Annotated in this window: 20 protein-coding genes and 1 pseudogene; 12 read left to right on the top strand and 9 right to left on the bottom strand. The window is 72.8% G+C overall.

Annotation, left to right across the window (positions count from 1 at the left end; genetic code table 11):
- Positions 1-248 precede the first annotated feature (248 nt).
- Positions 249-701: pseudogene (locus ACFVZH_RS27065) on the top strand (hypothetical protein); the annotation flags it as partial.
- Positions 702-713: 12 nt separating this feature from the next.
- Here ACFVZH_RS27065 and ACFVZH_RS27060 read toward each other — a convergent pair.
- Positions 714-2675: an APC family permease gene (locus ACFVZH_RS27060; RefSeq protein ID WP_384901126.1), complete on the bottom strand. Its 1962-nt coding sequence runs from the start codon at positions 2673-2675 to the stop codon at positions 714-716.
- A 97-nt stretch (positions 2676-2772) separates the two neighbouring features.
- Between ACFVZH_RS27060 and ACFVZH_RS27055 the strand changes: the two genes are divergently transcribed.
- The gene (locus ACFVZH_RS27055) at positions 2773-3189 is read left to right on the top strand and encodes a MerR family transcriptional regulator (RefSeq protein ID WP_384901304.1); all 417 of its coding nucleotides are present in this window, start codon (positions 2773-2775) and stop codon (positions 3187-3189) included.
- A 74-nt stretch (positions 3190-3263) separates the two neighbouring features.
- Here ACFVZH_RS27055 and ACFVZH_RS27050 read toward each other — a convergent pair whose 3' ends face one another.
- Positions 3264-4091, bottom strand: a complete 828-nt coding sequence (locus ACFVZH_RS27050) for an ABC transporter substrate-binding protein (protein ID WP_384901124.1) — start codon at positions 4089-4091, stop codon at positions 3264-3266.
- A 268-nt stretch (positions 4092-4359) separates the two neighbouring features.
- Here ACFVZH_RS27050 and ACFVZH_RS27045 point away from each other — a divergent pair, with 268 nt between their 5' ends.
- A complete protein-coding gene (locus ACFVZH_RS27045; protein ID WP_384901122.1) occupies positions 4360-4608 on the top strand; it encodes a hypothetical protein in 249 nt (82 codons plus the stop codon).
- A 133-nt stretch (positions 4609-4741) separates the two neighbouring features.
- Here ACFVZH_RS27045 and ACFVZH_RS27040 read toward each other — a convergent pair whose 3' ends face one another.
- Positions 4742-5317, bottom strand: a complete 576-nt coding sequence (locus ACFVZH_RS27040; RefSeq protein WP_384901120.1) for a TIGR03086 family metal-binding protein — start codon at positions 5315-5317, stop codon at positions 4742-4744.
- A 106-nt stretch (positions 5318-5423) separates the two neighbouring features.
- Between ACFVZH_RS27040 and ACFVZH_RS27035 the strand changes: the two genes are divergently transcribed.
- Together ACFVZH_RS27035 and ACFVZH_RS27030 are read left to right on the top strand one after the other, a co-directional pair.
- The gene (locus tag ACFVZH_RS27035; RefSeq protein WP_384901118.1) at positions 5424-6374 is read left to right on the top strand and encodes a DUF6597 domain-containing transcriptional factor; all 951 of its coding nucleotides are present in this window, start codon (positions 5424-5426) and stop codon (positions 6372-6374) included.
- A 14-nt stretch (positions 6375-6388) separates the two neighbouring features.
- A complete protein-coding gene (locus ACFVZH_RS27030; RefSeq protein ID WP_384901117.1) occupies positions 6389-6916 on the top strand; it encodes a GNAT family N-acetyltransferase in 528 nt (175 codons plus the stop codon).
- On the opposite strand, the gene ACFVZH_RS27025 is transcribed toward ACFVZH_RS27030, so the two are convergent.
- Positions 6913-7362: a GNAT family N-acetyltransferase gene (locus tag ACFVZH_RS27025; protein ID WP_384901115.1), complete on the bottom strand. Its 450-nt coding sequence runs from the start codon at positions 7360-7362 to the stop codon at positions 6913-6915. The two genes, ACFVZH_RS27030 and ACFVZH_RS27025, sit on opposite strands and share 4 nt — an antisense overlap.
- Positions 7363-7493: 131 nt before the next feature.
- Here ACFVZH_RS27025 and ACFVZH_RS27020 point away from each other — a divergent pair, with 131 nt between their 5' ends.
- Positions 7494-8345, top strand: coding sequence for an NAD(P)H-binding protein (locus ACFVZH_RS27020; RefSeq protein WP_384901113.1), 852 nt, complete (start codon positions 7494-7496; stop codon positions 8343-8345).
- A gap of 81 nt (positions 8346-8426) precedes the next feature.
- Positions 8427-9164 carry a Mut7-C RNAse domain-containing protein gene (locus ACFVZH_RS27015; RefSeq protein WP_384901111.1) on the top strand — a complete coding sequence of 246 codons (738 nt, stop codon included), beginning with the start codon at positions 8427-8429 and terminating at the stop codon, positions 9162-9164.
- Between the two features lies 1 nt (position 9165).
- Here ACFVZH_RS27015 and ACFVZH_RS27010 read toward each other — a convergent pair whose 3' ends face one another.
- Both ACFVZH_RS27010 and ACFVZH_RS27005 read right to left on the bottom strand, forming a co-directional pair.
- A complete protein-coding gene (locus ACFVZH_RS27010; RefSeq protein ID WP_384901109.1) occupies positions 9166-9651 on the bottom strand; it encodes a MarR family winged helix-turn-helix transcriptional regulator in 486 nt (161 codons plus the stop codon).
- Between the two features lie 31 nt (positions 9652-9682).
- Positions 9683-10243, bottom strand: coding sequence for a TetR family transcriptional regulator (locus ACFVZH_RS27005; protein ID WP_384901107.1), 561 nt, complete (start codon positions 10241-10243; stop codon positions 9683-9685).
- A gap of 115 nt (positions 10244-10358) precedes the next feature.
- Between ACFVZH_RS27005 and ACFVZH_RS27000 the strand changes: the two genes are divergently transcribed.
- Positions 10359-11774 carry an FAD-dependent monooxygenase gene (locus ACFVZH_RS27000; protein ID WP_384901105.1) on the top strand — a complete coding sequence of 472 codons (1416 nt, stop codon included), beginning with the start codon at positions 10359-10361 and terminating at the stop codon, positions 11772-11774.
- 36 nt (positions 11775-11810) lie between these two features.
- On the opposite strand, the gene ACFVZH_RS26995 is transcribed toward ACFVZH_RS27000, so the two are convergent.
- Positions 11811-12293, bottom strand: coding sequence for a hypothetical protein (locus tag ACFVZH_RS26995; protein ID WP_384901103.1), 483 nt, complete (start codon positions 12291-12293; stop codon positions 11811-11813).
- A 165-nt stretch (positions 12294-12458) separates the two neighbouring features.
- On the opposite strand from ACFVZH_RS26995, the gene ACFVZH_RS26990 reads away from it, so the two are divergent.
- A complete protein-coding gene (locus tag ACFVZH_RS26990) occupies positions 12459-13223 on the top strand; it encodes an SDR family NAD(P)-dependent oxidoreductase (protein WP_384901101.1) in 765 nt (254 codons plus the stop codon).
- 72 nt (positions 13224-13295) lie between these two features.
- Here ACFVZH_RS26990 and ACFVZH_RS26985 read toward each other — a convergent pair whose 3' ends face one another.
- Positions 13296-14489, bottom strand: a complete 1194-nt coding sequence (locus ACFVZH_RS26985; protein WP_384901099.1) for an RtcB family protein — start codon at positions 14487-14489, stop codon at positions 13296-13298.
- A gap of 174 nt (positions 14490-14663) precedes the next feature.
- Here ACFVZH_RS26985 and ACFVZH_RS26980 point away from each other — a divergent pair, with 174 nt between their 5' ends.
- The 3 genes from ACFVZH_RS26980 to ACFVZH_RS26970 all read left to right on the top strand — a co-directional run bounded on the left by ACFVZH_RS26980 (position 14664) and on the right by ACFVZH_RS26970 (position 18013).
- Positions 14664-15605, top strand: a complete 942-nt coding sequence (locus ACFVZH_RS26980) for a DUF3558 domain-containing protein (protein WP_384901097.1) — start codon at positions 14664-14666, stop codon at positions 15603-15605.
- 134 nt (positions 15606-15739) lie between these two features.
- Entirely contained in the window at positions 15740-16477 is a 738-nt protein-coding gene (locus ACFVZH_RS26975) for a DUF3558 domain-containing protein (RefSeq protein ID WP_384901095.1), read from the top strand.
- Between the two features lie 120 nt (positions 16478-16597).
- Positions 16598-18013, top strand: a complete 1416-nt coding sequence (locus tag ACFVZH_RS26970) for a DUF2637 domain-containing protein (RefSeq protein ID WP_384901093.1) — start codon at positions 16598-16600, stop codon at positions 18011-18013.
- A gap of 85 nt (positions 18014-18098) precedes the next feature.
- Here the strand turns inward: ACFVZH_RS26970 and lysS are convergent, their stop codons facing one another.
- Positions 18099-19823, bottom strand: a complete 1725-nt coding sequence (gene lysS / locus ACFVZH_RS26965) for a lysine--tRNA ligase (protein ID WP_384901091.1) — start codon at positions 19821-19823, stop codon at positions 18099-18101.
- Positions 19824-19897 lie beyond the last annotated feature (74 nt).

Below are 19897 nucleotides of genomic sequence, written 5' to 3'. Positions count from 1 at the left end.
CAGGTGTTTCACCGTACGAACGCGGGGGAGGTCACTGACACGATGATCGGGTTGCGCGGCGGGGTCGTGTTGCCGAGAAAAAGCAGTCGGGTGGAGATATGCATCGCGGTGGCGGACCGGGCGAGGGGACGGACGACCTGGGTCCGGAGTCTGCCCGGCGGGGGCGGCACCGGCGCCGGCGGACGGAGGATCCGACCGCGTCGGAGGGCCGGGCGACCCCGGAACCCGCTGCGGAACCGCCCCCTGTCTCCGGGGGCCGGAGCTTGGGGGTGACGTACAAGTACTTCGGCGCGCCCAACAGCGCGACGGCGGCCCAGGTCCCGATCTCGATGCGCCCCGAGGAGCTCGGCGGTGACGAGCTCGGCATGGGCGGCATGTTCACCAAGATCAAGCCCGAGACCATAGCGGCCATGGTCCTCACCGGCATACAGGGCATGCCCCTGAACAAGGTGCCCCCGCTGGAACTGGTCGTGCTCCACCCCGACTACGCCGTGGTGAAACTGCCGATGACCGTGGTCGACCCGCTGCGCGGCATCGGCGAGGAGTCGGTCGGCGCCGCCGCCTTCATCTGGTCCACCGTCCCCGACCGCGGCGGCCCCCGCGACGCCTTCGACGTCTACCGGCTGCTCCACGAGTGGCAGGACTTCTCCGTCCGCCTCCACGAGGCGGGCCACCAGCCGTACTGTCTCGTCTGGCCCTGACCCCCCGCCCCGTCAACGCCGCGGGGCCGGCGGCGCCTGCCGCGCGCGCTCGGCGGCGAGCTCGCGGGCCGAGGCGATCCGGTACGGCACGTCGATGACCACGACGTTCTTCATGAAATGCAGCCGGCTCTTGAGGCGCAGCGCGCTCTGGTTGTGCAGCGGCTGCTCCCACCAGTGCCCCACCACGTATTCGGGGATGACCACCGAGACGACCGCGTCCCCCTTCCGTTCGGGCGCCTCCCGGACGTGCCGCAGCAGCGGCTGGACCACCGCGCGGTACGGGGAGCTGAGCACCCGCAGCGGTACGTCGATGCCGTGCGCCTCCCAGGCCGCGCGGAGCACCTCCGCCTCCGCCGGGTCCTCGGCGACCGTGACGGCCGTGAGGGAGTCGGGCCGCAGGGTCTTCGCGTACGACAGCGCCCGCAGGCTCGGCGCGTCGACGGAGGCCACCAGGACGAGGACGTGGTTCTCGGCGAGGGCGCGGGCCCGCGCCCTCGGGCCGACGGCGACCTCGGCGGCGACCGTCTCGTAGTGCCTGCGCACCCCCTTCATCCCGGCGTAGAGCACCGGCATCGCGATGACGACGAGCCAGGCGCCGTGGGTGAACTTGGTGACGAGGACGATGACGAGGACGACCGCCGTGAGGCAGGCGCCGAAGGCGTTGATCGCGAGCCGCCGCCGGATGCCGTGGCGGTCCGCCGCCCCGGCGGGAGTGGCGAGTTCTCGCCGCCAGTGCTTGACCATGCCGGCCTGGGAAAGGGTGAAGGAGACGAAGACGCCCAGGATGTAGAGCTGGATGAGGCGGGTCAGCTGTGCGTCGAAGGCGACGATGAGGACGATCGCGGCGAGCGCGAGGAGGACGATGCCGTTCGAGTGGACGAGCCGGTCGCCGCGGTGGGCGAGCTGGCGCGGCGCGTAGCTGTCGCGGCCGAGGACGGACGCGAGCATCGGAAAGCCGTTGAAGGCGGTGTTGGCCGCCAGGATCAGGACGCCCGCGGTCACGGCCTGGAGCGCGTAGAAGAGGACGTGCCAGTCGCCGAAGGTGGCCCGCCCGATCTGGGCGAGCGCGGTGGACATCGGGGTGCCGGGGGCGAGCCCGAGCTCGGTGGGGTCCTCGGCGACGTGGACCTCGTAGGCCATGGCGAGCACGGTGATCCCGAAGAACATGGTCGCGGAGAGCGCACCCATGATCGCGAGCGTCATGGCCGCGTTGCGGCTCTTGGGCTTCGCGAACGCCGGTACGCCGTTGCTGACCGCCTCGACACCGGTCAGCGCGGTGCAGCCGGAGGCGAAGGCGCGCAGGCCGAGCAGGACGAGCGCGATCCCCGAATAGGAGGAGACCGCGTTCACCGGCAGCGCGGCGGACTCGGCACGGATCGTCGCCCCCGTCGCCGTCCGCACCGCCGCCACGGCGAACATCAGGAAGACGACGCCGATGAAGGCGTACGTGGGGACGGCGAACCAGCGGCCCGACTCGCGCACCCCGCGCAGGTTCATCCAGGCGAGCACCACGACGAAGAACACCGACAGGGCCACGGCGTGCCCGTCGAGCGACGGGACGGCGGAGGTGATGGCGGCGACCCCGGAGACGACGGAGACGGCGACGGTCATCACGTAGTCGATGAGCAGCGCGGAGGCGGCGGTGAGCGCCGCGCGCTGCCCGAGGTTCTCGGCGGAGACGACATAGGCCCCGCCGCCGCCCGGGTAGGCGTAGCAGGTCTGCCGGTAGGAGGCGACGACGACGAGCAGCAGGATCACGATGCCGACCGCCGCGTACCAGGCCAGATGGAGCACGGCGAGGCCGCCGAGGGCGAGGATCAGCAGGATCTCCTCGGTGGCGTAGGCGACCGAGGAGAGCGGATCGCTGCAGAAGACCGGCAGGGCGACGCGCTTCGGCAGCAGCGTCTCGCCGAGCCGGCCGCTGTCGAGCGGACGACCGACCAGCAGGCGTTTCGCCGCACTTCCAGCTCTCATAAGTGCTGAAGTTAGGACGAATGGTATGTAATGCGCGGATGCCGCGCCCTGTGGGAGCCCCGTACGAGGAAGGACCTGACGCGTGAGCGGAGTACGAATGGCCGGCGAACCCATGCAGATCGGCGAGGTCGCCGCACGGACCGAGCTGTCCCTGCGGACCATCCGCCAGTACGAGGACAGCGGCCTGGTCGTACCGTCCGCCGCCTCCCCGGGCGGCTTCCCCCTCTACACGGACGCGGACGTCTCCCGGCTGATGGTGGTCCGCCGCATGAAGCCGCTCGGCTTCACCCTCGACGAGACCCGCGAGCTCCTCACCGCCGTGGACCGCCTCGCCGCCGACCGCCCGGACACGGTCGCCGAGCTCGAACCGGAGGAACGCGCAGCCCTCACCGCCCGCGTCCGCCGGTACGAGCAGGCCGCCGCGGAGCGGGTCGCCGAACTCCGGGCCCAGCTCGCCCGCGCCGAGGAGTTCGCCGACTCCCTCCGCACCCGCCTCACCGCGGCCCCGGCCTGACCCGCGGACCCCGCCGGCCCGCCCTCGGTCACTCCGCCGTCCGGCCCTCCGTCACTCCGCAGGTCCGCCCTCCGTCACTCCGCCAGCGCTGCGGCGAGCTCGCGGAAGAAGCGGGCATAGGCGGCCGGGCTGGGCGGGGTCTCGGGGTTCCACGGGGCGAGCCGGGCGCCGGCCGCGGCCCCGTGCGGCGGCGTGGCGTGCTCCCGGCTGTCGAAGAGGACCAGGCCGGGACGGAGTTCGGCGGCGCGCTCCCAGTCGGCGGTGAGCCAGTTCGCCCCCGGCCCCGGGCCGGGGTCGAGCAGCCGGACCCCGAGCTCCGCGAGCCGCGCCAGCTCGGGCCACGCCTGCGGGCGGGCCAGATGGACCTGGTCGGGACCGGCGCCGGAGAGGGCCAGCACCCCCAGCCCGGTCCGGCCGGCGGCCTCCCGCAGCGCGGCCTCGGCCGCGCCCAGTCCGACGGCCTCCGGCGGGGCGGCACCCAGGGAGGCGGCCAGCGCGCCGAAGCGGCCGAGGATCGCCGACAGGGTGAGCTCGTTGCCGACGGACAGCGCGGCGAGGGGCACCCCGACCGCTTCGGGGAGCGCCTCGTCCAGCGCGTACGGGCTCTTCCCGTCGTAGGTGACGTCCACGACCACGTCCGGCCGCAGCTCCCGCAGCAGCCCCTCGTCCAGGGCCCGCCCCGGCCCGACGTACGGGACCCCGGCGGCCGCGAGTCCGCCCGCCTTCGCCGGATCGAGGACCTCGCCGTCGTGCCCGGAGCCGTAGACGGCGACCGGCGTGACCCCCAGGTCGTGGAGGGCCGCACCGGCCCGCACATACGCGACCACCCGCCGCGGAACCCGGCCCGCACCGAGCTCCGTACCCCTGTCGTCCGTGAATCCCCATGCCTTCGCTCCGGACATGCGGCTGCTCCCTCCCCGGCCGGAATCTCCCTCTTCGCCACCTTGAAGCGGTTCCCCGGCCCGCACAAGAGGGCCTGCGGTCCCCCGCCGGACGCCCCGGGGCGCGGGGCCGGGACTTTGGTCCCGGGCCCCCTGCCGAAAGTCCCCCAAGGTGGTGTTAACTGAACAGGTCGGGAGGAAGCAGTACGAATCACCAGTGCCGACGTGCACGCGCGCCACCTGCCGGGGCGCGCCGCGCACGGGCGGCCCGCACGTCCTGGAGTAAGCCATGTCCTTGCCCGGCCAGTTCTCCGACCCCCGGGTCCTCACGCTCTTCGGCCTGCTCGCCGTCACGACGGTGGTCTGGCTGACGGCGGGCCTGCGGGCCCGCGCCCGCGACCGCCGCGACCGGGCGGGCATCCCGCTGGAGCGCGTCTGGCACCCTCAGGAGTCCGTGGCCCTGACACCGGCCGAGGAGCACGCGTTCGGCCAGGTCGTCTCCCGCCTCACCCCCGGCTCACCCGGCCGCCTGCGCTGAGCACCCCGGCCTCGGGCCCCCGGTCCCGTCCGGCGGCGGCGCCGTCTGCCCGGAGAGCCGGGCGGCTGCGTTCCGGGACCCCTGGGACCCTGTCGATCACACCGCGAGCCCGGCCTGATCGGCCGGACAGCCCCTACACGCGCGGGTCGCGGCCGGTCGTCGCGAGGAGACGCTCGAAGGCGGTGGCTCCCTCGGACAGCTCGACGGCCTCCGCGAAGACGCTCATCTTCCGCGCCATCGGCGCCATGCGCTCCACCTCGTCCACGAGCCCCGCCACCACGGCCGGATCCGGCTCGAAGGCCCGTCCGGTGGCCCGCGCCAGGTCCCAGGCGTGCACGGTCAGGTCGAGCAGCACCATGGACCCGACGGTCCGCGCGGGCAGCCCCATCGCCCCGGTGGTCCCCTCCTCCGCGCCGGGCGCCGCCCAGGCCGCGACCAGCTTCCCGGCCTCCGCCCCGAAGCGGTCCCGCCAGCCGTCCTCCCCCACCCGGTCGGGGGTCTCGGAGAAGTCCGCATCCTGCTTCGCCGCGAGGGCCTGGAAGTTCACGACGACGGCGAAGAGGTGGTTCAGCAGGGCGCGCACGTCGTAGGCGGAGCAGGGCGTGGGCGCACCGAGCGAGGCGTCGTCGATCCCCTCGACCAGGGGAGCGGCCTGCGCGGCGGCGGTGTGCAGCAGGTCGGCGATGCGGGGCGGGGCCTGGTTCGTCATGGAGGCGACGCTAGGGGAACCTGCCCGCCCCCGTCTTGAAGAAACGCGCCAGGCGGCGTGCCGGATCGCCCGCGAGCCGGGTCTGCTCGGCCCTAGCATGCGGACCATGACCGCCTCCGCTCCCCGCCGGGACACCCGGGGCATCGTCGACCCCGCCGAGCTGCTCGCCCGCGTCCGCTTCCGCCGGCACACCCCGGCGCCGGAGCTGCGGCCCTATCTGGAGCACTACTGGCTGATCGACTGGGATCTGCCGGAGCCGTACGCGTCCCACGTCGTCCCGCACCCCTCGGTGAACGTCGTCTTCCAGCAGTACGGTCCGCTCGACGGCCCGCCGGAGGCCGCCGAGTCGTCCGCCGAGGTCTCCGGGATCGGGCTCGGCCTCTTCACGCAGAAGCTCACCGGCACGGGCCGGGTCTGCGGGGTCCAGTTCCGGCCCGGCGGTTTCCGTCCCTTCGCGCCCGCGTGGCCGGTGTCGGCCTGGACGGGCCGCCGGGTGCCGCTCGCCGAGGTGTTCCCGGACACGGCGGACGCCTCCGCTGGCCCGGCCGGGGCAGGGGACGCCTCCGCAAGCCCGGCCGAGGGCTCCGGCGGAGACGCCGGACCAGGCCCCGGGGTCGTATCCGGCGCCCTCCCCTCCGTTCTCACCGCCGTCCTCTCCCCGGACGGCGACCCCGCGCGCGTGGCGGCGCTCGACGCCTTTCTCCTGGCCCATGGGCCTGCACCCGACCCGGCCGCCGCGCAGGCGATGGAGCTGGTGGACCTGGTACGCGGGGACCGCACGGTCCGGACGGTGTCCGGGCTGGCCGCCGTGTCCGGCCTGTCGGCGCGCTCCCTGCAGCGGCTCTTCGCCTCTCACGTCGGCGTCGGCCCGAAGTGGGTGATCCTGCGCTACCGCATCCACGAGGCCCTGGAGCGGGCCGAGGAGGCGGAGGCGGCGGACTGGGCGGGGCTCGCGGCCGAGCTGGGCTACAGCGATCAGGCCCATCTCGTACGGGACTTCACGGCGACGGTCGGGGTGCCGCCGACGGCGTACGCCCGCGGCCTGTCAGTGCCCTGACCTACCGTACGGAGATGGACGACGACACCGCACGCGTACGCCTGGAGCCCTGGTCCGAGGAGGACGCCGGCCTGCTGCGCGCCCTGAACGCACCGGAGTTGACGCACCACCTCGGTGGTCCCGAGACCGAGGAGCAGCTCGTCCGGCGCCACCGCCGGTACGTGGACCTGAGCGCCGACGACACGGGCGCGGGACGGATGTTTCGGATCGTGCTGCTGCCCGAGGAGGTCGTGGCCGGCAGCATCGGCTACTGGGCGCAGACGTGGGACGGCGAGCCGGTGTACGAGACGGGGTGGGCGGTGCTGCCGGGCTTCCAGGGCCGCGGCCTGGCGACGTCCGCCACGCGCGCGGTGGCGGAGCGGGCCCGGGCCGCGGGCGGCCGCCGCCATCTGCACGCGTTCCCGTCGACGGACAACGCCGCGTCGAACGCGGTGTGCCGCAAGGCGGGGTTCGAGCTGCTCGGCGAGCGGGGCTTCGAGTACCCGCCGGGGCGTCCGATGCGCTGCAACGACTGGCGGTTCGACCTGGGTCGGACGGCCTAGGCGGCGTCTTCCTGCCCGGTCAGCGGCCGGGTGAAGTGGAAGGCCACGATGTCGAAGCGCTCGCGCAGGTAGAAGCGGTGGGCTCCGGTGCGGTGGGTGCCGGAGTCCAGGTTGAGCTCGTGGCAGCCGGCCGCGCGGGCGTGGGCCTCCAGGTGGGCGACGAGCGCGTGGCCGACGCCGGTGGACCGCTGGGCGGCGGCGGTCACCAGGTCGTCGACGTAGAGCTTGCGCAGGGAGCTGGTGTTGTTGACGATCCGCCAGCCGGCCGCGCCGACGCAGCGGCCTTCGTCGGTGTAGGCGGCGCTGAACCGCAGTCCCTGGGGGTGCCCGGCCTCGTACACCTCGCGGAAGAGCTCCGGGGTGAGGTGCGGGCGGAGTTCGGAGAGGACCGGCAGGAGGTCGCTCTCCAGTCGCGGGTCGCCGGGCTCGAGGTCGGTGATCTTCATGCCGGGACGGTACCCCAGGTTTTTTCGGGGTTGACGGGAGAGGCACCCTCACGGATATTTATCTGCACAACGCAGATTATTCGCTGCGCAGCAATCCCGCGCCGCGCGGCCCTCCGGAAGGACACCCCCTCATGACCGTTCTCGTCACCGGCAGCCGCGGCCGCGTCGCCGCCACCCTCCTCGGCCTGCTCGACGCCGCGGGCGTCAAGGCCAGGGCCGGCTCCAAGGACCCGGCCGGTCTCTCGCCACCCCGCGGCGTCGACACCGTGCGCTGCGACCTCGCCGATCCGGCCACCTTCGGCGCCGCCCTGGCCGGCGTCGACTCCGTCTTCCTCTATGCCGAGGCCACGCACGCCGAGGCGTTCGCGGCCCGGGCCCGCGACGCCGGCGTCGAGCACGTCGTCCTTCTCTCCTCCAGTTCCGTCCTCGCCCCGGACGCCGCCGAGAACCCGATCGCCGCCTCCCACCTCGCGGTCGAGCGCGCCCTGTCCGCCGCGGCGGAGGCCGGGGCGTTCGACACCACCCACCTCCGGCCGGGCGCCTTCGCCACCAACGCCCTGCAGTGGGCGCCGGCGCTCCGGGGCGGCCGGGGACCCGCCCTCCCCCATCCCGGGACGCACGGCGATCCGATCCATGAGCGCGATGTCGCCGAGGCCGCGTTCGCGGTGCTCACCGAGCCCCGGCTGCGCGGTTCCTCGTATGTGCTGACCGGTCCCGAGTCGCTGGCCTTCACCGAGCAGCTGGTGATCGTCGCCGAGGTGACGGGCCGGCCCGCGCCCCACACCGTCGTCACCCCGGAGCAGTGGAAGGAGTCGGTCGCGGGCTTCCTCCCCGAGGCGTTCGCGGACGCCCTGCTCTCCTACTGGTCCGCGCACGACGGCCGCCCGGTGCCCCTGACCCGTACCGTCGAGGACCTCACCGGCCACCCGGCCCGCCCCTTCGCCGCCTGGGTCGCCGACCACGCCGGGGCGTTCCGCCCCTGACCGGGCTCCGGCCCGGCGCCCCGCCCGCCCTCACGGCGAATTCCCTGGCCACCGCCCTCGCCCCGGTGCCATCCTGTCCCCGTGAACGGACCGGAGATCCAGATCAGTTTCGCCCCCGGCCTGCGGGTCTTCGTCGCCTCGGAGCGGCGCTCGGGCCGCACCCCGGTGACCACCGACGGCAGCTCCTCGCTCGGCCATGTCGTGGAGTCGCTGGGGGTGCCGCTCACCGAGGCCGGACGGCTCCTGGTCGACGGGCGGCCGGTCGACACCTCGTACGTCCCGGCCCCGGGCGACACGGTCGAGGTGGAGGGCGTCACCCGCCCGCAGCCGGTCCCCGGCGCACCGCTGCGGTTCCTGCTCGACGTGCACCTGGGCACGCTGGCCCGGCGGCTGCGGCTGCTCGGCGTGGACGCGGCGTACGAGAGCGAGGACATCGGCGACCCCGCGCTCGCCACGCTGTCCGCGCGGGAGCGGCGGGTCATGCTGTCGCGGGACCGCGGCCTGCTGCGTCGCCGCGAGCTGTGGGCGGGCGCCTACGTCTACAGCGACCGGCCCGAGGACCAGCTCCGTGACGTGCTGGGGCGGTTCGCGCCGCGGCTCGCGCCCTGGACCCGCTGCACGGCGTGCAACGGGGAGCTGACCGACACCGACAAGGACGAGGTCCGCGAGCGCCTCGAACAGGGCACCGAGAAGACGTACGACGTGTTCGCCCAGTGCGCGGCCTGCGGCCGGGTCTACTGGCGCGGCGCCCACCACGCCCGCCTGGAGGCGATCGTCTCCGACGCGGTACGCGAGTTCGGCGGCGCGACGACCGCCTGACTCAGTCGAGGTCGCCGCCGCGCAGCCGCTCGATCTGCGCGGCACTCACCTCGACGGTGCGCCGCATATGGGCGATGAGCAGGGCGAGTTCGGTGTCGCTGTAGACGTCGAACATCGTGCCCCAGGTCGCGTTCAGCTTCCGCCACAGGGCGCCGAGCTCCGCCGTCCGCGCGGGCACGAGCGCCACGAGCACCCGCCGCCGGTCCTCGGTGTCCCGCTCCCGCGTCACGTATCCGGACCGCTCCAGGCGGTCGACGAGCCGGGTCGCCGATCCCGTGGTGAGCCCGGTCAGCTCGGCGATCCGCCCGGTGGTCACCGGGCCCTCCTCCAGGCTGAGCAGGTTCAGGCACTGCACGTCGGTCGGATGGAGCCCCAGGTGGTCGGCGACGGCCTGGTTGAACAGGGCGTAGGCGGCCATGTAGCGGCGGGCCTCCCCGTACAGCTCGGTCATCAGGGTGTCGCGCCGGGCGGAACTCTTCTGCGTCATGCAGAGATTGTACGACCCAGGAACCGCCCGCTCAGGGGGCTTCCGCCGTCAGATAGCGCTGCACGGTCGGCCCCAGCCAGGCGACGATCTCGTCGGTGGTCATCTCGACCGCCGGCGGCAGCCGCAGCACGTAGCGGGTGAGCGCCATCCCGAGGATCTGGGAGGCCACCAGCGCCGCCCGGCGCGGGGCCTCCTCCGGGTCGGGGCACACACCCCGCGTGACGGGGCCGAGCTGCCGGGCGAAGACCGCCTGCATCCGGGCCGCCCCCGCCTCGTTGGTGACCCCCACCCGCAGCATCCCGGTCAGGACGTCGTCCCGCTCCCAGCGCTCCAGGAAGTGGGTCACGAGGACGGCCCCGATGTGTCGCTCCGGCAGGAGTCCCAGCTCGGGGAGGTCGAGTTCGATCTCGGAGGCGGCCGCGAAGAGCCCCTCCTTGTTGCCGTAGTAGCGCATGACCATCGACGGGTCGATCCCGGCGTCGCGGGCGATGGCCCGGATGGTGGCCCGCTCGTACCCGTCGGAGGCGAAGCGCTCACGGGCGGCCTCCAGGATGGCGGCCCGGGTGGCGTCGGAGCGGCGGACGGTCGTCATACCAACGACTGTAGGCCAACGGGTGTTGACATGTCATTCGAACCACCCCTACCGTTGCCAACAAGCGTTGGCAAACAAACGTTGGCCAACGAGCGTGGGCACCCTGGAGGCAGCCATGAGCACCACCACGGACACGGACGTACTCGTCGTCGGCGCCGGACCCACCGGCCTGCTCCTCGCCGGCGACCTCGCCGCCGCCGGCATCCGCGTCACCCTCGTCGAGCGCCGCGCGCACGGCCTCGGCAACCTCACCCGGGCCTTCGGCGTCCACGCCCGCACCCTGGAACAGCTCGACGCCCGCGGCCTCGCGGACGAGCTCCTCGCCACCGGCACGACCCTGGCCCACGCCCGGCTCTTCGGCCGCCTCGACCTCGACCTGACCCGGCTGCCCAGCCGCTTCAACCACCTGCTCGTCACCCCGCAGTACGAGGTGGAACGCCTCCTGGAGCGCCGGGCGGTGACCGCCGGCGTCACCTTCCGGTACGACACCGCGCTGAGCGGACTGCGCCAGGACGCCGACACCGTCACCGCCGACCTCACCGGCCCCGACGGCCCCCTCACCCTCCGCGCCCGCCACCTGGTCGGCACCGACGGCGTCCGCAGCGCCGTCCGCTCCGCCCTCGGCCTGCCCTTCCCCGGCCGTTCCGTGATCCGCTCCATCGTCCTCGCCGACGTCCGCCTCACCCGGGAGCCCGCCGAGTCGTTCACCGTCAGCGGCTCCGGGGACGCCTTCGTCTTCCTCGCCCCCTTCGGCGACGGCTGGTACCGGGCCATGGGCTGGGACCGCACCCGCCAGGTCCCCGACAGCGAGCCCGTCGACCTCGACGAACTCCGCGGGATCGCCCGCACCGCCCTCGGCACCGACCACGGCATGCACGACGCCCGCTGGATCTCCCGCTTCCACAGCGACGAGCGCCAGGTCCCCGCCTATCGCGTCGGCCGGGTCTTCCTCGCCGGAGACGCCGCCCACGTCCACTCCCCCGCCGGCGGCCAGGGCATGAACACCGGCCTCCAGGACGCCGCCAACCTCTCCTGGAAGCTCGTCGCCGCCCTCCGCGGCGAGGCGCCGGACCCCGAGGCCCTCCTCGACAGCTACCAGTCCGAACGCCACCCGGTCGGCGCCGCCGTCCTCCGCAGCAGCGGCGCCATCGTGCGCCTCGCCATGGCCCACACCCCGCTCACCCGCGCCGCCCGCTCCCTCGCCGTCCGCCTCCTGAGCGCCTTCCGGCCCGCCACCTCCCGGGTCATGGGCGGGATCAGCGGCATCGGCATCGCGTACGCGCCGGAACCGGGAGCCGGCCGCCCCTCGGGCCGCCGCGCGCCCGACGTCCGACTGCGCGAAGGGCGGCTCTACGAACTCCTGCGCGCGGGCGAGTTCGTCCTGATCACCCCGGAGGGCGCCTCCCCGAAGCTGCCGCCCACCGCCCCCGTCACCCCGGACCACCTCGTACGCGCCACCTGGACGGACCCGGCGCAGCGCGCCACGGTGCTCGTCCGCCCCGACGGATACGTCCTCCGGACCGGCCTCTGACCGGCCGGCCCGGCGACTCCTCCACCCTCGGAAGACTCAGAAGACGTACGGGTCCCCGGTGGCGAGCACCAGAACCCGGTGCCGGTCGTTCCTCGGGTTCCGGTCGGCCACCCCGTCCCGCCACGCCGTCGTGATCTCCACCGTCATCTCGTCCGGCAGCCCCGCCGTCCTCAGATCGAGCGCCAGCTCCCCGGCGCCCCCCACGGCCCGCAGCTCACCGGTCCGGCAGGACACCACCCGGTCACTGCTCCACAGACACGCCGGCGGCAGTTCATGGCCACCCGCCATCGGCTCGGAGAAGGCCAGCCGGACCGTCGCCTGCGACAGGTCGGAGGGCCCGTGGTTCTCGCTGACCAGCCAGACCCCGACCCTCCCGTCCCAGAGGGAGACATGCCCGTGGTGGGACAGATCCGCCTCGGGCCCGACCACCGGCCCCACGGCGCCGGCGGTGCCGCCCGCGCCCATCACCGCCGCGGCCGCGAGAGCGACCCCGAGCACACCCTTCCGCAATCCACGCATAGCACCAAAATACCCACCTACCATCACATCTTCTGACAACCCATCAGTCCGCGTGTCCCCCCGCTCGCCCCCGGCCGCACCCGCCCCGTGAGACCGCCTGCCCCCGCCCCCACCTATCCTGACCGGGCGATCGACGTAATCGACCACCTGCGCGAGGAGCACGTCATGACCGGCCCCGGTACCCCCATCGCCGTCATCACCGGAGCGAGCAGCGGAATCGGCGCCGCCACGGCCAGGCAGCTCGCCGCCGCCGGCTACCGCGTGGTCCTCACCGCCCGACGCAAGGACCGCATCGAGGCCCTGGCCGCCGAGATCAACGACGCCGGCCACCAGGCCGCCGCCTACGCCCTCGACGTCACCGACCGCACCGCCGTCGACGAGTTCGCCACCGCCTTCCGCAGCCTCGCGGTCCTCGTCAACAACGCCGGCGGCGCCCTCGGCGCCGACCCCGTCGCCACCGGCGACCCCGCGGACTGGCGCCAGATGTACGAGGTCAACGTCATCGGCACGCTGAACGTGACGCAGGCCCTGCTCCCCGCCCTCACCGCGAGCGGCGACGGCACGGTCGTCGTCCTCTCCTCCACCGCCGGCCACTCCACCTACGAAGGCGGCGCCGGCTACGTCGCCGCCAAGAACGGCGCCCGCGTCCTCGCCGAGACCCTCCGCCTCGAGATCGTCGGCACCCCCGTCCGCGTCATCGAGATCGCCCCCGGCATGGTCAAGACCGACGAGTTCGCCACCACCCGCTTCCGCGGCGACACCGACAAGGCCGCCAAGGTCTACGCCGGCGTAGCCGAGCCCCTCACCGCCGACGACGTGGCCGACACCATCACCTGGGCCTGCACCCGCCCCCCGCACGTCAACATCGACCTCCTCGTCGTCCGCCCCCGCGCCCAGGCATCCAACACCAAGGTCCACCGCGAGCTCTAGGAACACGGGAGGGGCCGGTGCGGTGCACCGGCCCCTCCTCTCCGACGAAGGCACGACGCGCCCCCACCGGGATCAGCCCTTCACGCAGATGACCTGCTTCAGCTTCGCGACGACCTCCACCAGGTCCCGCTGCTGGTCGATCACCTTCTCGATCGGCTTGTAGGCACCCGGGATCTCGTCCACGACGCCGGAGTCCTTACGGCACTCCACGCCCCGCGTCTGCTCCTCCAGGTCCCGCGTGGAGAAGCGCCGCTTGGCCTCGCTGCGGCTCATCTTCCGGCCCGCTCCGTGCGAGGCGGAGTTGAAGGACGCCGCGTTGCCCAGACCCTTCACGATGTACGAGCCCGTGCCCATCGAGCCCGGAATGATCCCGAACTCCCCGGAGCCGGCCCGGATCGCGCCCTTCCGCGTGACCAGCATGTCCATGCCCTCGTACCGCTCCTCCGCCACGTAGTTGTGGTGGCAGGAGATCACCTGGTCGAAAGTCACCTTCGCCTTGCGGAACTCCCGGCGGACGACCTCCTGGAACAGCGCCATCATGATCGCGCGGTTGTACTTCGCGTACTCCTGCGCCCAGAAGAGGTCGTTCCGGTAGGCCGCCATCTGTGGGGTGTCCGCGACGAACACCGCCAGGTCGCGGTCGACGATCCCTTGGTTGTGCGGCAGCTTCTGCGCCTCGCCGATGTGGTACTCGGCGAGCTCCTTGCCGATGTTCCGGGAGCCGGAGTGGAGCATGAGCCAGACCGCACCCGACTCGTCGAGGCAGAACTCGATGAAGTGGTTTCCCCCTCCGAGCGTTCCCATCTGCTGCCGCGCCCGTTCACGGCGGAACTTCACCACGTCCGCCACCCCGTCGAACCGCGACCAGAAGTCGTCCCACCCCGCCGTCGGGAACTGGTAGAGCCGTCCGGGGTCCACCTCCGTGCGGTGCAGCCCCCGGCCGACCGGAATCGCCTGCTCGATCTTCGAGCGGAGCCGCGACAGATCTCCCGGCAGGTCGTTCGCCGTCAGGGACGTCTTGACCGCGGACATGCCGCAGCCGATGTCCACACCGACGGCGGCCGGACAGACCGCACCCTCCATGGCGATCACGGAGCCGACGGTGGCGCCCTTGCCGTAGTGGACGTCCGGCATGACGGCGAGACCCTTGATCCACGGCAGCGTCGCCACGTTCTGCAGCTGCTGCATGGCACCGCCCTCGACAGTGGCGGGGTCGGCCCACATCCTGATCGGGACCTTCGCGCCGGGCACCTCTACGTACGACATACTTCCTCGATTCCCCCGAAAAGTCAGATAACGCAAAAACCGGAGCCAAAGCCCGTACAGGTGACAGCGGACCGGCATCAACAGCTGCGTGTGCGATAGACATTGTGTCCACCGGCCGGGTTCGCGCGGCAAACAGTTTTCGGGAAAGACTTCGGGAGAAGGGAGCCTGGGACCGTGCAGCGAAAGAGGTACGCCCCCGGCCGCACCGGGCCCACGGCCCGTACCGCCGTCGTCCTCACCAGCGTCCTGGGGCTGGGCCTCGGGCTCGGGCTCACGGGCTGCTCCGCCGGCGCTCCGGCCGACGACATCGTCGTCGACGCCAAGGCCGGCCCCGCGGCCCCCGTCGCGCCACCCGGCCGCTACCGCACCCTGTTCGAACCGTGCGGCTCGGTCCCGGCGGCCGCCCTCAAGGACCTGCTCCCCGGCGCGGCCGCGCTGCCGGACGTCGAGCGGGGCAGGGCGTACCGGGGCATCGCCGCCGTCACGTACGACACCGACCGGCGCGTGGGCTGCACCTGGCGGGCCGACACCCCCGACACCTCGCACCGGCTCACGCTGGACATCGAGCGGGTGGTCTCGTACGACACCACCGTGAGCGACGCCGACCGTGCGCAGGAGGTGTTCACCGGGAAGCAGCTCGGCGCGGGCATCCCGCTGCCTCCGACCGCCCCGCCCACGCCCACCGCCACCACGCCGGCCGCTCCCACGACGACGGCCGCGGCGGGAGCTCCGTTCTCGGTCCCGGGCAAGGCCCCGGCCACCAGGGCACCGGCGACCGGCGCCACCACGGGCACGACCACCGGTGCGCCCGCCGGCGGCACGACGACCGGCCCGGCCCCGACCGGCTCGGGCTCGGCCGATCCCACCTCCACCGGTCTCGAACCGCGCATCCTCGACGGCCTCGGCGACATCGCGTACCTCGACGACGTGCTCAGCAAGGTCGGCGCGAACGTCCATCAGCGTGCCGTCAGCGTGGTGTTCCGCACATCGAACGTCATCGTGACGGTGTCCTACCGGGAGCAGACGACCGGTTCCGCCGAGGCCCCCGACAGCGGGGAACTGCAGGAAAAGGCCCGGAATCTGGCCCGGCTGCTCGCCGAACGGCTGGAGGAGTAGCCGTTCGCGTCCGCTCCGTGAGCGGACGGCGACCACGTAACGTGTCGGCGTACCCGTGACCGCCCCGTGGCCACGGCCACGGCCGGCACCCCCGGACGGCCGGCCGGACCGTACGACAAGCGACTGAAGGAACCATGCAGCGATCTGCCTCGCGACTCACCCGCATACTCGCCTGCGCAGCCGTCCCGGTGATGCTCGTCGCCGCCGGCTGCTCCTCGGATTCGGGTGGCTCCGGCGACTCCGGCAAGACGCAGGGGCAGGACAAGGCGTCCGCCTCCGCGGCGACCCCCTCGCCCTCGCAGTCGACGAAGGCGGTCGAGCCCGCGAGGTTCGCGAAGCTGCCGGACGTCTGCAAGTCGGTCACGGCGAAGACGACGGCCGCCCTGGTGCCGAAGGCGAAGACGAAGAACGGCACGCCCGCCGTGTCGAGCGACCTGGCCAGCCGTGGCGGCTGCTCGTGGAACGGTCTGGAAGACAAGGGCGTGAAGGGTTCGCACTACCGCTGGCTGGACGTGTCCTTCTACCGGTACGAGTCGGACGCCGCCCTCGGCAGCGGCCAGGAGCGCGCGCAGGAGAACCTGGCGAAGGAGCTCGCCAAGGTCCAGGAGACGCCGGGCGCCAAGAACATCCGTACGCTGGCGGCGCCGGGTGTCGGCGACGAGGCGCAGGCCGTCGCCTACAAGGTGCGCAAGACGGATGCGGACTTCGTGTACGCGTCGATCGTGGCGCGGACGGGCAACGTGCTGGTGCTGCTCTCGTACAACGGCACCGGTTACTCGGGTGCCGCCGCTCCCACGGACAAGACCATCGTGGACGGCGCCGTGAGGGCGGCGAAGGAAGCCGTGGCAGCGGTCGCCGCGGCGAACAAGTAGTCACAAACCAGCACAGGGTGGCACATTCATGCGGAGCCCGTCCCTCCCCCGAGGGCCGGGCTCCTCGCGCATGTGCCACTCTGTGCGCGCCGGATGTCGTTTGACGGGAGGGGATCGCGGGTGGCCGCGATGCAGCTGACACGCACACACCGAATACTCATCGGCCTCGTCATCGCCGGTGCGCTGGTCATCGCGGGAATCGGTTTCGCGGGCTCGTACGCCGCCGTGCGTGAGCTTGCCCTGCAGAAGGGCTTCGGCACCTTCTCGTACTTCTTCCCCATCGGCATCGACGCGGGCATCTGTGTCCTGCTCGCCCTCGACCTGCTGCTGACGTGGCTGCGGATCCCGTTCCCGCTGCTGCGCCAGACCGCCTGGGTGCTGACGGCGGCGACGATCGCGTTCAACGGCGCGGCCGCCTGGCCGGATCCGCTGGGTGTCGGGATGCACGCGGTGATCCCGGTCCTGTTCGTGGTGGCCGTCGAGGCCGCGCGGCACGCCGTCGGCCGGATCGCGGACATCACGGCCGACAAGCACATGGAGGGTGTGCGGATCACCCGTTGGCTGCTCTCCCCGGTCCCCACGTTCCGGCTGTGGCGCCGGATGAAGCTCTGGGAGCTCCGCTCGTACGAGCAGGTCATCAAGCTGGAGCAGGAGCGGCTGATCTACCAGGCCCGCCTCCAGGCCCGGTACGGCCGTGCGTGGCGGCGCAAGGCCCCCGTGGAGGCGCTGATGCCGCTGCGGCTGGCCCGTTACGGCGTCCCCTTGGCCGAGACGGCCGCGGCGGGTCTGGCGGCGGCCGGCATCGAACCGGCGGTGCTGCCTCCGCAGCAGCCCCAGCCGGCGGCACTGGTGCAGGGCGAGCCGGCGGCGCTCCAGGGCCCGGCCCCGATCCCGGTCCCGGGGCAGGCCCCCGTGCCCGGCCAGGTCCCGATCGCGCAGGTCCCGGGCCAGGTCCAGGTCCCGGGCCAGGTCCCCGCGCAGCCGCAGCTCCCGGCCCAGGGCCAGCCGCAGCTCCCCGGGCAGGGCCGGCCGCAGATTCCGGGCCAGGGTCAGATGCAGATCCCGGGCCAGGGTCAGATGCCCGTGCAGGGCCAGTTCCCCGTCGAGGGCCAGGTCCCCGGGATGCCGGTGAATCACGAGAGCCAGTGGTTCGCGGCCCAGACGGTCTCCCCGCAGTCGTACGAGGGCACGTACAACCCGCAGATCGTCGATGGCCTGGAGCCCATGCCGGTTCCGGTCCCGCAGGGGCCGGAGGACGTGCCTCCGCCGGGTCCCGAGGAGTTCGTCGAGTACCCCGAGTACGTCGAGGAGCCACAGCCTCCGGTGAACGAGTTCGACGAGGACGTCTTCAAGATCATGTGGTCGTACGTGCAGGACAACGACCGCTTCCCGGCGGACGCCGAGCTGGCGCAGCTGGTGGCCGCCCACTACGGCCTCCAGGAGTTCCCGGCCGCGGACACGGACCTGCTCTACCGGATCATCCCCGCGACCCAGCAGCGGGTCTCGGACGCCATGGCCGAGCTCGACACCGCCTGACGCCCGCCGGCCCCGCGCCGCGCCGCACGTGAAAGGGCCGCCACCCGCATCGGGTGGCGGCCCTTCACGCGTGCCGGTCAGGCGCTCACGCGGCGAGGAGCTTCCTCACCCGGTCCGCGCCCACGGCCAGGAGCAGCGTGGGCAGACGCGGTCCCGTCTCCCGGCTCACGAGGAGCTTGTAGAGCAGGGCGAAGAAGGCGCGCTGGGCGAGCTTCAGCTCGGGCGTCGGCTTGGCCTCGGGGTCGAGCCCGGCCATGACCTTCGGGACGCCGTAGACGAGCGTGGTGAGCCCGTCGAGCGACCAGTGGGTGTCGAGGCCGGCCAGGAGCAGCCGGAGCGACTCGCGGCCCTCGTCGTCGAGGGAGCCGAGGAGCTCGGCGTCGGGCTCGTCGCGGACGATGGTGCGCTGGTCGGCCGGGACCTGGCTGGTGATCCAGTTCTCGGCGCGGTCGAGGCGCGGCCGGACCTCGACCAGCGAGGTGACCGGGTTCTCCGGGTCGAGCTCGGTCAGGATCCGCAGGGTCTGCTCGTCGTGGCCGGCGGTGATGTCCATGACCGAGGCGAGCGTCCGGTACGGGAGCGGGCGCGGGGTGCGCGGGAGCTCGCCGGCGGCCGTGCGGGCGGCGCGGGAGTACGCGGCGGCGTCGGCGGGCAGCACAGTGCCGTCGGCGACCTTGGCCTCCAGCTTGTCCCACTCGTCGTAGAGCCGCTGGATCTCCTGGTCGAAGGCGATCTTGAAGGACTGGTTCGGCTTCCGGCGGGCGTACAGCCAGCGCAGCAGCGGAGCCTCCATGATCTTCAGCGCGTCGGCCGCCGTGGGCACGCCGCCGCGCGAGGAGGACATCTTGGCCATGCCGCTGATGCCGACGAAGGCGTACATCGGGCCGATCGGCTGGACGCCGTCGAAGATCTCGCGGACGATCTGGCCGCCGACGACGAAGGACGAGCCGGGCGAGGAGTGGTCGACGCCGGAGGGCTCGAAGATGACGCCCTCGTACGCCCAGCGCATCGGCCAGTCGACCTTCCAGACCAGCTTGCCGCGGTTGAACTCGCTCAGCTTCACGGTCTCGGAGAAGCCGCAGTTCGCGCAGGTGTAGGCCAGCTCGGTCGTCTCGTCGTCGTACGAGGTGACCGTGGTCAGGTCCTTCTCGCACCGGCCGCAGTAAGGCTTGTACGGGAAGTAGCCGGAGGAGCCGCCGGAGCCGTCGTCCTCGCTCGCCGCGCCGGAGCCCTCCTCGGCCTCCAGCTCGGCCTCGTCGACCGGCTTCTGCGACTGCTTCTTCGGCGCCTTCTTCGTCCGGTACTGGTCGAGGATGGCGTCGATGTCGCCGCGGTGCTTCATCGCGTGCAGGATCTGCTCGCGGTAGATGCCCGCGGTGTACTGCTCGGTCTGGCTGATGGGGTCGTACTCGACGCCCAGCTCGGCCAGCGCCTCGACCATCGCGGCCTTGAAGTGCTCGGCCCAGTTGGGGTGGGGCGAGCCGGCGGGGGCCGGGACGGAGGTCAGCGGCTTGCCGATGTGCTCGGCCCAGGACGCGTCGATGCCCTCGATGCCGTTCGGCACCTTGCGGTAGCGGTCGTAGTCGTCCCAGGAGATGAGGTGCCTGACCTCGTGCCCGCGGCGGCGGATCTCGTCGGCGACCAGGTGCGGGGTCATGACCTCGCGGAGGTTGCCCAGGTGGATCGGGCCGGACGGGGAGAGGCCGGAGGCGACGACGACCGGTTTGCCAGGCGCACGTCGCTCCGACTCGGCGATGACCTCGTCCGCGAAACGGGAGACCCAGTCGGTCTCGGTGCTGCTCTGAGCCACGGTCGGTACGTCCTTCTTCCTGAGGGGTGCTGCCTGACAGCCCTACGCGAGCCATTCTCCCAGACGGAAGAGCG

Source organism: Streptomyces sp. NPDC059534, from assembly GCF_042743475.1.
Classification (GTDB): Bacteria; Actinomycetota; Actinomycetes; order Streptomycetales; family Streptomycetaceae; genus Streptomyces.
The sequence above is the reverse complement of the archived record's forward strand: the minus strand, read 5'-3'. Positions and strand labels throughout refer to the sequence as shown.

Bases quoted from the DNA above. Each gene is read 5' to 3' on its own strand.
- ACFVZH_RS27025 (WP_384901115.1), bottom strand. From the start codon at position 7,362: ATGAAGATCACCGACCTCGAGCCCGGCGACCCGCGACTGGAGAGCGAC.
- ACFVZH_RS27005 (WP_384901107.1), bottom strand. From the start codon at position 10,243: ATGACGACCGTCCGCCGCTCCGACGCCACCCGGGCCGCCATCCTGGAG.
- ACFVZH_RS27050 (WP_384901124.1), bottom strand. From the start codon at position 4,091: ATGTCCGGAGCGAAGGCATGGGGATTCACGGACGACAGGGGTACGGAG.
- ACFVZH_RS27040 (WP_384901120.1), bottom strand. From the start codon at position 5,317: ATGACGAACCAGGCCCCGCCCCGCATCGCCGACCTGCTGCACACCGCC.
- ACFVZH_RS27035 (WP_384901118.1), top strand. From the start codon at position 5,424: ATGACCGCCTCCGCTCCCCGCCGGGACACCCGGGGCATCGTCGACCCC.
- ACFVZH_RS27000 (WP_384901105.1), top strand. From the start codon at position 10,359: ATGAGCACCACCACGGACACGGACGTACTCGTCGTCGGCGCCGGACCC.
- ACFVZH_RS27045 (WP_384901122.1), top strand. From the start codon at position 4,360: ATGTCCTTGCCCGGCCAGTTCTCCGACCCCCGGGTCCTCACGCTCTTC.
- ACFVZH_RS26975 (WP_384901095.1), top strand. From the start codon at position 15,740: ATGCAGCGATCTGCCTCGCGACTCACCCGCATACTCGCCTGCGCAGCC.
- ACFVZH_RS27060 (WP_384901126.1), bottom strand. From the start codon at position 2,675: ATGAGAGCTGGAAGTGCGGCGAAACGCCTGCTGGTCGGTCGTCCGCTC.
- ACFVZH_RS26995 (WP_384901103.1), bottom strand. From the start codon at position 12,293: ATGCGTGGATTGCGGAAGGGTGTGCTCGGGGTCGCTCTCGCGGCCGCG.
- ACFVZH_RS27020 (WP_384901113.1), top strand. From the start codon at position 7,494: ATGACCGTTCTCGTCACCGGCAGCCGCGGCCGCGTCGCCGCCACCCTC.
- ACFVZH_RS26990 (WP_384901101.1), top strand. From the start codon at position 12,459: ATGACCGGCCCCGGTACCCCCATCGCCGTCATCACCGGAGCGAGCAGC.
- ACFVZH_RS27030 (WP_384901117.1), top strand. From the start codon at position 6,389: ATGGACGACGACACCGCACGCGTACGCCTGGAGCCCTGGTCCGAGGAG.
- ACFVZH_RS27055 (WP_384901304.1), top strand. From the start codon at position 2,773: ATGGCCGGCGAACCCATGCAGATCGGCGAGGTCGCCGCACGGACCGAG.
- ACFVZH_RS27010 (WP_384901109.1), bottom strand. From the start codon at position 9,651: ATGACGCAGAAGAGTTCCGCCCGGCGCGACACCCTGATGACCGAGCTG.
- ACFVZH_RS26985 (WP_384901099.1), bottom strand. From the start codon at position 14,489: ATGTCGTACGTAGAGGTGCCCGGCGCGAAGGTCCCGATCAGGATGTGG.